General features: G+C 39.3%; 11 protein-coding genes. 6 read left to right on the top strand and 5 right to left on the bottom strand.

The genetic code is table 11. From position 1 onward, the window contains the following. Positions 1-76: 76 nt before the first annotated feature. Positions 77-472: an MmcQ/YjbR family DNA-binding protein gene (locus ATS71_RS02675; protein ID WP_058403423.1), complete on the bottom strand. Its 396-nt coding sequence runs from the start codon at positions 470-472 to the stop codon at positions 77-79. Between the two features lie 193 nt (positions 473-665). On the opposite strand from ATS71_RS02675, the gene efpL reads away from it, so the two are divergent. Together efpL and ATS71_RS18770 are read left to right on the top strand one after the other, a co-directional pair. Further along, a complete protein-coding gene (gene efpL, locus ATS71_RS02670; protein ID WP_058403422.1) occupies positions 666-1,238 on the top strand; it encodes an elongation factor P-like protein EfpL in 573 nt (190 codons plus the stop codon). Positions 1,239-1,613: 375 nt separating this feature from the next. Continuing rightward, positions 1,614-1,808 carry a hypothetical protein gene (locus tag ATS71_RS18770; RefSeq protein ID WP_235591404.1) on the top strand — a complete coding sequence of 65 codons (195 nt, stop codon included), beginning with the start codon at positions 1,614-1,616 and terminating at the stop codon, positions 1,806-1,808. Here the strand turns inward: ATS71_RS18770 and ATS71_RS02660 are convergent. After that, positions 1,805-4,063, bottom strand: coding sequence for a putative bifunctional diguanylate cyclase/phosphodiesterase (locus ATS71_RS02660; RefSeq protein WP_058403420.1), 2,259 nt, complete (start codon positions 4,061-4,063; stop codon positions 1,805-1,807). The genes ATS71_RS18770 and ATS71_RS02660 overlap by 4 nt on opposite strands. Before the next feature lie 53 nt (positions 4,064-4,116). Beyond that, positions 4,117-6,840 carry an insulinase family protein gene (locus ATS71_RS02655; protein WP_058403419.1) on the bottom strand — a complete coding sequence of 908 codons (2,724 nt, stop codon included), beginning with the start codon at positions 6,838-6,840 and terminating at the stop codon, positions 4,117-4,119. 191 nt (positions 6,841-7,031) lie between these two features. Here ATS71_RS02655 and sixA point away from each other — a divergent pair, with 191 nt between their 5' ends. Genes sixA through ATS71_RS02640 form a run of 3 tightly spaced genes read left to right on the top strand, consistent with a single transcriptional unit; the run spans position 7,032 to position 8,614 of the window. Further along, on the top strand, positions 7,032-7,502 hold the full coding sequence (gene sixA, locus ATS71_RS02650; protein ID WP_058403418.1) for a phosphohistidine phosphatase SixA: 471 nt from the start codon (positions 7,032-7,034) through the stop codon (positions 7,500-7,502). Between the two features lie 14 nt (positions 7,503-7,516). After that, a complete protein-coding gene (locus tag ATS71_RS02645; RefSeq protein ID WP_058403417.1) occupies positions 7,517-7,870 on the top strand; it encodes a RidA family protein in 354 nt (117 codons plus the stop codon). Positions 7,871-7,876: 6 nt separating this feature from the next. Then, on the top strand, positions 7,877-8,614 hold the full coding sequence (locus ATS71_RS02640; protein ID WP_058403416.1) for an SDR family oxidoreductase: 738 nt from the start codon (positions 7,877-7,879) through the stop codon (positions 8,612-8,614). A 1-nt stretch (position 8,615) separates the two neighbouring features. Here ATS71_RS02640 and ATS71_RS02635 read toward each other — a convergent pair whose 3' ends face one another. Both ATS71_RS02635 and smrB read right to left on the bottom strand, forming a co-directional pair. Further along, complete coding sequence (locus ATS71_RS02635) at positions 8,616-9,545, bottom strand: AEC family transporter (RefSeq protein WP_058403415.1); 930 nt, start codon at positions 9,543-9,545, stop codon at positions 8,616-8,618. Between the two features lie 27 nt (positions 9,546-9,572). Continuing rightward, positions 9,573-10,130 carry an endonuclease SmrB gene (gene smrB / locus ATS71_RS02630; RefSeq protein WP_058403414.1) on the bottom strand — a complete coding sequence of 186 codons (558 nt, stop codon included), beginning with the start codon at positions 10,128-10,130 and terminating at the stop codon, positions 9,573-9,575. Positions 10,131-10,282: 152 nt separating this feature from the next. Here smrB and prmB point away from each other — a divergent pair, with 152 nt between their 5' ends. Then, positions 10,283-11,218, top strand: a complete 936-nt coding sequence (gene prmB, locus ATS71_RS02625) for a 50S ribosomal protein L3 N(5)-glutamine methyltransferase (RefSeq protein ID WP_058403413.1) — start codon at positions 10,283-10,285, stop codon at positions 11,216-11,218. The last annotated feature ends 17 nt before the right edge of the window (positions 11,219-11,235 follow it).

Raw genomic sequence — 11,235 nt, 5'->3', positions numbered from 1 at the left:
CACGTATTAAAAAACCGCATTTATATGCGGTTTTTTTGTGCCATACATAGGCTAAATAACAGACTTATAAGCGAACTTAATTCGCATTTAAATGTTGCTCTATCATGTTACGGTCTTTTTCAGGCATGTTTTCCACAACTAAATTAAACGAGTTATCAATCATGCGTTCAATTTCACCTTGGGGAATTGACCCGTCTAAAATAACCGTATTCCATAAACGTTTATTCATGTGGTAACCAGGGATAACCGCGGGGAAAATATCGCGTAATGAAAGTGCTTCATCAGGATCGCACTTTAAATTTAGCCACCAAATTACTTCACCGTTTTCGTTTGTTTCACCATCGTTACCAACAGCAAGGGTGGCGAACATTTTATGATTCACTTTGTAAACATCAACCTCTTGAGCAAATGGCTTTGTAACCAACACAAGCGGCTTTTTGATTAAATACTCATGTACTTTTATTTGATCCATGATCCATTCCTTGAAGTCATACTAGGTAGATACACCATAGCAGTTTTTTAATGAATTGATTATATGTATTTTAGTATAAATAGAGATTTTACAAGTCAATACAAGGTATAAGCCTATTTAGCTCACTTTATTGTTGAACAAAGTTGAGTTCGTGGTATGTTTCTGGCAATCAAAAAAATAATAGGATTTACACATGCCAAAGGCGAGTGATGTTAAAAAAGGCACAGCTATTGAATTTAATGGTCGTGTATTAGTAGTAAAAGATATTGTACGTTCTGTTCCTCAAGGCCGTGCTGGTGGAAGCTTATACCGCATGCGTTTATACGATGTAGTAACCGGCGGTAAAGTTGATGAAACGTTTAAAGACAGCGATATGCTAACGCTTGCTGATTTAATTCGTCGTGAAGCTATGCTGTCGTACATAGACGGTGATGAATACGTATTTATGGATAGCGAAGACTACACGCCGTATAACTTAAACAAAGACGCGATTAGTGAAGAAATTTTGTTTATTAATGAAGAAACCCAAGGTGTGCACGTTATTGTCATTGATGGAGCGCCTGTAGGGCTAGACCTACCTTCAAGCGTTGAACTTGTTGTTGAAGAAACCGATCCTTCTATTAAGGGCGCTTCAGCCAGTGCTCGTTCAAAACCAGCACGTATGTCTACAGGGCTGAATATATCTGTTCCTGAGCATATTTCAACGGGCGATCGCATTCGTATCAATACGGTTGAAAACAAGTTTATGGGGCGCGCTGAAAAGTAGCGCTTATCAAGTTATTAATTAAATTTGAAAGCTGCGCTCTCAATAGGGTCTGTTGATCTTTTAGGGGGGCTATTTACGCTTTGTTGCCTACATGGATGTAGGTAAGCGGCACGAGCAGGATGCGAAAGCTTCACTCAGTTTTTACTTATTCTTATATGGATGTAAGCCAGTAGAATAATGCAGTAGCCGTTATAGAGCCCACTAGGTTTCACACCTCGCGTCGCGATTAAATCCTCCAAGTTTTAACAAACTTCAATCCGCAAAGGTCAACAGCCACTAAAAACGCGGCTTTTTTGCTAAAGGTGTATTGCTTTAAATTTAATTGAAGAAACGTTAAACTGCGCGCCTTAATTCAATTGGCGAGGGTATGTGGTTTTGTGGTTGGCTTTACTCAGTAGTTTGTTTATTTCACTCATGTACTTAAACACTATAAAAAAAGGCATGCCTGTAAAGCGCTGGCTTGTACTCAGTGCGCTGCTTGGTCCACTGGCTTGGTGTTTGTTTAACGTGCACTACAGGCGAGCCTGGCTGCGTAACGTGGGTGTTAAAGCGTGCATATGGCGCCCTTAATTAAGAGACGCCACATTGCTTGCTTTAGATCTTATTAAGCTTGGTGTTGCTTTACTTTGTTGTTGTTTTAAAAACTCGGTGAATTCGTCTTTAGACAACGGTTTTGAGTAGTAATAGCCTTGCACCGTTTCGCAGTTAAGTGCTTTTAAAGTGTCTATTTGGTATGCTTGTTCAACACCTTCTGCAACCACATGCAGGTCTAGGTTTTGCGCTATTGTCACAATTGAATCGACCATATTGCGCCCGCGCTCATTTTTCATGTCATCAATAAACGCTTTATCTACTTTAAGTGTATTAAGCGGAAACTGCTTTAAATAAGCTAAAGAAGAGTACCCTGTACCAAAGTCATCCATGGCTAAATGTATACCTCGTGCGCTTAGTGAACGCATAATGTTAATGGCTTCATTTGGATCGTCCATTACTGTGCCTTCGGTAATTTCTAACTCTAAAAAGTACGATGGCAATGCATTTTTTTGCAAAATAATATCTATTCGCGACGTTAAATCGGGGAGGCTAAATTGTTTAGCAGACAAGTTAACAGCAACGCGCCCATTAAACAGCCCATCGTCCAGCCATTTTTTTACATCTCGACAGGCTTTGTTTAAAACAACTTCACCAATATCTATTATTTGACCTGTTTCTTCAGCAATAGGAATAAAAACACCTGGGCTTATAATGCCTTTTTTAGGTGTAATAAAGCGTACTAATGCTTCCATACCGGTTAGCTTACCGGTTCGTATATTCATTTTTGGTTGATAATAAACTTCAAAGTGGTCTTCTTTTAAACCAAAACGCATTAGGTTTTCTATTTGTAAACGTTTAACAGCTTGGCGGTTCATGGTGTCGTTGAAAAACAGGTAGCTATTACCTTTCTTTTTCGCGTGATACATAGCGGTATCGGCATTTTTAAGTAATACCTCAGGGGTGTTTCCATCTTCAGGGAATAGCACAATACCAACGCTTGAGGTAATGGCCAGCTCATGTCCTGCCATTTTAAATGGGGTCGAAATAGCGGCTAAAAACTGTTTTGCAGTGCGAGTTATGACATGAATGTCGTTTGTATTTGACATAACAAGCGCAAATTCATCGCCTCCTAAACGATAAAATACATCGTTTTCACGGGTGAGCTTATTTAATCGCATAGCGAGTTTGGCTAATAAGCTATCACCAAGTTGATGGCCTAATGAGTCATTTATTTTTTTAAAATTATCTAAATCAAAAACCAGTAATGCGTGATGGGCGTCTTGTTTTACTAGTTTATGTAAGTTAGTAAAAAATAAATTACGGTTTGGCAGGCTCGTGGTACGGTCGCGGTTTGATAAATTGTGTAATTGCGATTCTGCTTTTTTACGTTCTGTTAAGTCGGAATAAACAACCACGTAGTTAGTAATTTGGTTTTGCTCGTTTTTAATTTCATCAATCGATATTTCTATTGGCAGCAATACACGCTCATTATTGCGCAGTTTAATTTCTTGTTGAATATGCTCAGTTTGGCGCACTACATCGATAATGTTTTCAACGTAACTTGTATCGTATCCAGGCAAATTAAAACCTTTATTTAGGTATTGTTCGCGCATACCCCCAAATAACGTTAAAAAACTGGGATTTATATCGACTAATTTAAAGTTTTTATCGTAAATTGCTAGCGCATCTGTAAACGATTCAACACATTTTGCAAACAAATTTAATCGTTCTTCGGTTGATTTTAACTGTGAGATGTCGCGTACTGTTCCTGTCATTCTTAGTGGGGCTAGGTTTGCATCTTTTTCGATAACCTTGCCGCGGTCCAGTACCCAATGCCATTTACCAAAAGTATCTTTAATTCTGTATGTTGCTTCAAAGAACACGCTTTGCTCGGCAAAATGTTTTTTTAGTAGGTGCTCAACATGTGGAATATCTTGCGGGTGTATAAGGCCTTTATTTGGTGGGAAACCCATAATAGTGGGGGAGTTCATCATATATTTATCGTTAATACGAATAACTTCACCCGTTTTTATGTTCCAATCCCACAGGGTATCACCACTGCCTTCTACAGTACTTTTTAAGCGCTTTTCAGACAATCGAAGCTGGCGGCGAGAACGCCTCAGTTTGTATATCACAAATAACAGGTACGGAAGAACGAGCGCTATAATAGCGCTTGAGAAAAAGAGTATTGTATCTGAATTGTATTTAAATGAAGACTCAAAGGCGAAAAGATCAAATGAGTAAGCAAGTAATACAACTGACAAGCTTAGTTTTATTGTTTTTATTATCATTTTTTATTACTTCTAATTTACAAATGATAATTTAAAACAAGCTAAACCCAGAGTCAAAGAGAATGCGAGTAAACGGGTGTTTTTTGAGGTTTATTAACTTTAGCGTTACTTAATAGCTCATATCTTGGTCTATCTTCAGTAAAAAGTACCAGCGCATAATCTTTAATTTCTTGTAAAGTCAGCATATTTAATGCCGATAGTAATCGTTTTTGCATATCAAAATTATGATCCCTATTACCTATGGCAAGCCACAATCGTTGTGAACGCAAACGTAAGTTTTTATCTTTTTCTGCAATGTGCGTCTTTAAACCATGCTTTTGTTGCTGCCAGCTTTGCTCGTCTAATCCACCAATATTACTCAAGTATTGATTTACAAAGTGACTATGGCGATGCAATAAAGTTTTTGCGTCAAATTTAGGGGACTGTATATAAAAGGCAATTCCTGCTCGGGTGTTAAAAGGTGCGTAACCCGCACCAACTAAATAGCCTAACTGCTGTGTTGTGCGTAATTCGTTAAAGTAGTCTTGGTTCATCAAATGGTTTAATGCCATCATTTTAACTTTTTCGTTTACGTCATCGGTTTGAGCCTGGTAATACACCACCATAGCGTGATCATTACACGGTAACTCAATTTCATAGCGTGTTGCTTTTTTAATTTCAAATAAAGGGCGCCTTAAATCGTCAATTGTTGCAGTGTGACGTAAGTGAACGGCCACCTTTTTTTGAAATTCAATAGCGTGGTTTTCTTGCCAGTTACCGTGTAGGAACGACTCAACATGTAATGCTTTAAAAAAGTCTTGTCTAAATTCATTAAATTGCTGAAAACTAGTTGTTTTTAAAGCTGCGGCAAGTTCGTTAGGCTGAGGATTCCAAGGCATTATTTTAGCACCTAAAATACTAAATAATTCGCTAACAGGCTTATTTTGATTGCTATTACGCCAGTGCCTTACTAATTGTTTTTTGTATTCAGCAAAGCGTCTGGCACATATATCTACATTAAATAACGCGTCGAGCAGCTCATCTACTAACTCCAGTTGGCTCGACGATAATCCAGCGGTGTGAAGTGTTAGCCCGCCTTGATGAGATGTTAAATGATAACTAAGCCCTGCAAGCTCAGCAGGGTAAAACTGCTCGCCAACACTGTCCATAAATAAATCGCTAAATAAGCGAGTTAAGGCCATGTGCTTTACGTCTTTCACAGCAAAGTGAGAGTCCATGGCTAAATAAAAGTGGCCTTTAGCTACTCTAAATGTGTTGTCTTGTTTAAACCAAAAATCAAAACCCGGTTTTTTAACTAAAAGAGTAGGTTGGTTTTGAGGCTTTTCTACATCAAAAAGCTCAACATTTTTAGTTAAGTATGGATTAGCCGTGGGTAACAGCATATTTTTTAGAGGTTTGTTAATGTCGCTAAGTGCGTCAAGCCAGCTAGGCGATACATTTTCTACTTTGTAAGGTGTGTTGTACCACGCTGTTTTATGTTCAGGCTCTACATCAGGATGTATAAGTACAATGCGCATATTGTTAGGTTTTAACCATTGCATCGCCATTTCGTGCGTTGCCTTTTTAAAGCCTTCCATTAGGTAGTCACCTTGCACATAATTAAATTCGTCGTAATGCTGCATATTTATGCTTAAACTACTTACCCAATCAATAAGGCGTGATTTTTCTTGGTTATCAAATGCTATTTGTAATAGGTTTTTTTTATCTTGGTACAGGCGTGGTAACTTTTCTGTGTTGTTATTTATTAAGCAAATGTACTCAAAGAGCATTTCGATAATGTCTTCAAAGTATTCAATGCCCTCATCGGTGAGAGCCATACTTATATTAAAATCTTTAAAGTTACTGCCGTTAATGCCACCACCCGCAGAAAGGGCGTTTATCCAACCTTGTTCTTTTAAAATAGAATAGAGCGAACCTTGCCCTTCATAGCCAAGTAAATGCGCGATAAAGCTCACTGTTTTGTGGCGGTAAAAGTCATCAATATTGGGCATTGCAAAACTTACTATTAGCTTTTGCATGTGCTTATGTGGCTCTATATGTAAAATTTTCCCTAGGTCTTGCTCTCTGTAAAGGGGTTCGTTGATCTCGGGTTTTACAGCCTTTTTATTGCCAATAATGTCGTTAAAGTATTTGTTTGCCCAGGTTTGAAGTGTGCCTAACTCTTCATTTGCACATATAACCAGTGTCATCCACTGGGCTTGATAGTGATCATTAAAAAAGTCGCGAAGTTCGTCGCTAATACAGCGTTCTCTGTCTGCTAATGTTTGCAGGTTACCAACAGAGAATTTAGCGAAAGGGTGCGCTGGGTTAACGGTTTCTTTATGGGCCTGATAAATACGGCGTGCATCGTCTTTAATTTTTAGTTTAAATTCAGCTTCTATGGCATTGCGTTCTTTTTCTGTTTCTGTGGCGCTTAACAAGGGGGCAATAAAAAAACGGCTAAATTGTAATAAAGCATGTTTAAATTCTTGATTGTTTATATCAAAAAAATAGCAACTGTGTTCTGTACCCGTCCATGCATTGGTATTACCGCCAGCTTGAGAAACAAAATTATTAAAACTGCCTGAGTCTGGAAATTGATCTGTGCCTAAAAAAAGCATGTGTTCTAAAAAGTGAGCAAGGCCTTGCCTGTCAGAGGGATCGTCAAAATGGCCCGCGTTTACAGCCATTGATGCTGCGGCCTTAGTCGAATCTTTATCTTGCACAAGCAGCACTTTTAGACCATTGTCCAGTGTAAGGGCGTGGTATGCTCTATTATCATTGCGGCTGATATTCAAATGATGCTCCTGAAACTAAATACTTACTAGATAACAATAGAGGATAACTTCAGGGTAGCGAGAATATGCTAAAAGATTTACCTGAATGTCTTGAAAGAACTATTTTTAGAAAAAATAACTTTATGTTGTTAATATAGCTGACAAGTGAGCAAACTGGCTACTGTTTATATTCTTAAATCGGTTGATTTTTTATGAAAACAATCTTAATAATGCGTCACGGCGAAGCGGCCCCTATGCAGGCTGACGATGCGGCAAGAAATTTAACCCAAGTGGGTCATTTAGAAGCAAAAAAAATGGGGCTATGGCTTGCCAAAAACTTTTCTCCAGACGCGCTGTTAGTTAGCCCTTACACACGCGCTCAGCAAACTGCAAATGGAGTGGCTGAAACTATAACGTTTAAATACAGTGAAACGTGTAACGATGTCATCCCAGAAGGCAAACCCCATGTTGCTGCCGATTACCTTGAAACATTAATACAAATGCACCCAGAGTGTAATTGCTGGTTAGTTGTGGCTCACATGCCAATAGTGAGTTATTTGGTTGATCAGCTTTGTCCTGGCAACATGCCAATATTTAACACGGGTGCTGTGGCTGTCATACATTACAATGATGATACTCACCGCAGCGAATATATAAGTATAAACGCCCCTGCTGATTTATAAATAATGAGAAAAATATGACGATTGAACGCCTTCAAACCGGTGCCCGAATGAGCCGTATAGTAAAACACAATGGCACTGTTTATTTGTGTGGGCAAGTATGTGCTGATGCTGAAAAAGACATAACAGAGCAAACGCAAACCATGCTTTATAAAGTAGAAGCGTTACTAGACGAAGCGGGTAGTTCAAAACAGCATATGTTAAGCGCAACAATTTATTTGAAAAGCATGCAGCACTTTGCACAAATGAATGCCGTATGGGATGCGTGGGTTCCGCAAGGACACGCACCAGCACGTGCATGTGTACAAGCTAAAATGGCACGCGATGCGCTATTGGTCGAAATTTCGGTTGTGGCAGCACTCAAGGACTAATTTTGTATGAACAAAGCGCGGGTGGTACTCATAACAGGTTCTAGCCGAGGGATTGGTGCTGCCACCGCTGTTTATTTTGCGCGCCATGGATATGATGTATGTATTAACTATAAGACTGATTTAGTTAAAGCAGAACAGGTTGCCGATAAAATAAGACGTTGTGGCGTAAGGGCCGAACTAGTAAAAGCCGATGTGTCTCAAGAGAGTGATGTTAGCGCTTTATTTTCACGTATAGATGAAGTATTTGGTCGGCTCGACGTGCTTGTAAATAATGCCGGTGTGCTTAAACCGCAAATGCCGATGCTAAATATGGACGCTGAGCGAATTAACCAATTACTCACTACAAATATTACCAGTGCATTTATATGCAGCCGAGAAGCTATTAAGCGAATGTTATCCGGCAGTAGTATCGTCAATGTGTCCTCGGTAGCGGCTAAAACTGGGTCACCAAATGAATACATTGATTATGCAGCCACAAAAGGTGCGATTGATACGTTGACTATGGGTCTAGCTAAAGAGGTTGGTTGCAAAGGGATACGTGTTAATTGTGTTAGGCCTGGCCTTATTTATACTGATATGCACACAGATGGCGGAGAAGAGGGGCGAGTAGAGCGGCTTAAAAGTAATCTTCCTCTGCGTAGGGGTGGGCAACCTGAAGAAGTGGCTGCTGCAATCTATTTTTTAGCCTCAGACTCTGCCTCATTTACTACTGGCGCTTTTATTGATGTAGCTGGTGGCTTATAAATTAAAGTAAAACCGCCAACCAAAACGATAAACTAACTACACTTAAAATAGTTGATAGCACCACCGCTCCAGCAAGCGTCGCTTCATGCTGTTTAATTTGGCTTGCTATTAAATAAGCATTCACGCCAACAGGTGAGGCACTTAATAAAACAAGTACGGTAAGTATTTGAGGGTCGAGCTTAAACAAATACGACCCAATTATTAATACGCCTGCGGGGAGTATTATAATTTTTAGAATAGATGCAAGTAAGGCAGGTTGCCAGTTTGCTGCTATTTTATAAAACGCTAAGTTTGCACCCAATACAAATAGCGCACAGGCAATGGCGGTGGTCGCTAATAATGCCAAACTATCCGTTAAGTTTTTAAATAGTTCAACCCCAGATATATTAATAATTAAGCCACAACCAATACTCAAAACAATAGGGTTTAGCACCATGCTTTTACTAAATTGTAGCCACGAGAACGAACTGCTATTGCCTTTTGCCCCAATTAAATAGGTCAGTGCAAATAATAAAGTACTATGAAACGTGATGATCATAAAAGCAATTGCAATCATCTCTTTGCCCAAGGACGCAATTATAATTGGGATACCTACCAACACCATATTGGAATAACTAGCAGCAAGGCCAAATACGCCATGCTTTTGGTAGTTTTTTGGATGTTTTTTATTTAAATAATACCGATCAACTAAAATACCTAACCCAAAAACACACAGCACTGGAATATAAAAGCTTAAAAACGCAGAAAGACTAATGCTTTGTTTTAAGTCTATTTGCGACATATTCAATAACAAAAAAGCCGGTAAACTTATATAAAATGTGAATTTACTTAGGCCTGCAATGTGCTGTTTGTCAAAAAACGAGAGTCGGCAACAGCTATAACCCAATGCGACAATGAATATAAGTGGAAAAATAATAGAAACAATATGCACGTAATTACTTCCTAGTAATGTGTTGGGTTAGCGTCTAAATTCATCGCTTTGTGGTAAGTTTATCAAAATAAGTACCGCGCCTTTACCACCGTATTCAAGTGGAGCCTGATGCATTGCAATAACGTCTGGATGCTGAACTAGGTACTGAGGAATTTTATGTTTAAGTATTCCTCCACCAATTCCGTGCACTACGCATGCACAGTAATAATGTTGCTTTTTACATTCATGAATAAGCCCTGCTAATTCATCTTTAGCAATTTCTTTGTTTAAGCCATGCAAATCAAGTGTTAAATCAGGTGCAAAGTCGCCTCGGCGTAACTGTTTGGGTAAATAAGTGTCGTGCCCTTCTTTTACGTAATTGACAGTGCCATGGGTGTCTATATCGGGAATATATTCATCTGAGAAATAAAATTCAGATTGAGCCTGCTTTTTTTGCTGGGCAAATTGCTTTGCTTGTGACACCTTAGGCTTTGTATCAAAACGATGAGTATCTTGTTTAAATACTTTAGCGCCTGTGATCGTTTGACGAAATAAGTCTATGTCGTCATTGCTTAGGGACGATTGTGATGGAGAGTCTTTTTTCATAACTATTACCTAAACAAAAAAACGTAAAAACGCAGCGCAAAAGGCGGTACAATACTTAAATGATGGGCAATTGTAATTTGCCTAGCGCATATAGGCAATGCAATCGTCTTAAAGACTCAAAACAGTCAGTAAGCTAATACAGGTAAACATATATGAGCGATTTACAAATAGAAGAAGCAACACTCGAAGAAGCTGTTGCAGAACTGTCAACTTTACATGACTGGTTACGTTGGACTACAAGCCAATTTGCAAGTAGTAGTATATTTTTTGGACACGGTACTGATAACGCATGGGACGAGGCGGTAAGCCTGCTTTTGCCAGCGCTTAGCTTACCCGTTGATGCACCAAAAGAATTAATGCATGCACGTTTAACAAGTACAGAAAAAAATCGTCTAGCGGGTCTTATCGCAGAGCGTATAAACGACTGCACACCAGTACCTTATCTAACTAACATTGCGTGGTTTGCAGGCATGCCGTTTTACGTAGATGAACGTGTACTAATTCCCCGCTCACCATTTGCAGAGCTTATTAGCAATCGCTTTACGCCTTGGCTTTTGGAGCCAAGCTCGGTAAATCGCATTTTAGATTTATGTACAGGGTCGGGTTGTATAGCCATCGCACTTGCACAAGCATTTGAACAAGCGCAAGTAGATGCTGTTGATATTTCGTATGAAGCCCTTGAAGTGACTGATATCAACATTAACGACTATATGTTAAGTGATCGCGTGCTACCTATCCAGTCAGATGTATTTAGTGGTGTAGAAGGTCAAAAGTACGACTTGATTGTTGCCAATCCACCTTATGTTGACGCTGAAGACATGGCAGACTTGCCGCGCGAATTTCACCATGAGCCAGAACTAGGCCTTGCATCAGGCCACGACGGGCTTGACGTAACGCGTACTATTTTAAGTGAAGCCAGTAATCATCTAACTGATAACGGTTTGTTATTTGTAGAGGTGGGGAACTCTATGGTACATATGGATGCACTTTATCCAAATGCACCGTTTGAGTGGATTGAGTTTGAGCAAGGTGGCTTAGGTGTGTTTGTAATTAGCAAAAAGCAGTTAGATGAGTATTTTGCAAAATAGCACTCTTTTGTTTTTGG

The organism is Pseudoalteromonas sp. H71, from assembly GCF_001468485.1.
In the GTDB taxonomy this organism is placed as follows: domain Bacteria; phylum Pseudomonadota; class Gammaproteobacteria; order Enterobacterales; family Alteromonadaceae; genus Pseudoalteromonas.
This window is presented reverse-complemented; position numbering and strand designations above follow the sequence as displayed.

What these genes read in the sequence shown, in the direction of transcription:
- ATS71_RS02675 (WP_058403423.1), bottom strand. Translation starts at nt 472, where the DNA reads ATGGATCAAATAAAAGTACATGAGTATTTAATCAAAAAGCCGCTTGTG.
- efpL (WP_058403422.1), top strand. Translation starts at nt 666, where the DNA reads ATGCCAAAGGCGAGTGATGTTAAAAAAGGCACAGCTATTGAATTTAAT.
- ATS71_RS02660 (WP_058403420.1), bottom strand. Translation starts at nt 4,063, where the DNA reads ATGATAATAAAAACAATAAAACTAAGCTTGTCAGTTGTATTACTTGCT.
- sixA (WP_058403418.1), top strand. Translation starts at nt 7,032, where the DNA reads ATGAAAACAATCTTAATAATGCGTCACGGCGAAGCGGCCCCTATGCAG.
- ATS71_RS02645 (WP_058403417.1), top strand. Translation starts at nt 7,517, where the DNA reads ATGACGATTGAACGCCTTCAAACCGGTGCCCGAATGAGCCGTATAGTA.
- ATS71_RS02640 (WP_058403416.1), top strand. Translation starts at nt 7,877, where the DNA reads ATGAACAAAGCGCGGGTGGTACTCATAACAGGTTCTAGCCGAGGGATT.
- smrB (WP_058403414.1), bottom strand. Translation starts at nt 10,130, where the DNA reads ATGAAAAAAGACTCTCCATCACAATCGTCCCTAAGCAATGACGACATA.
- prmB (WP_058403413.1), top strand. Translation starts at nt 10,283, where the DNA reads ATGAGCGATTTACAAATAGAAGAAGCAACACTCGAAGAAGCTGTTGCA.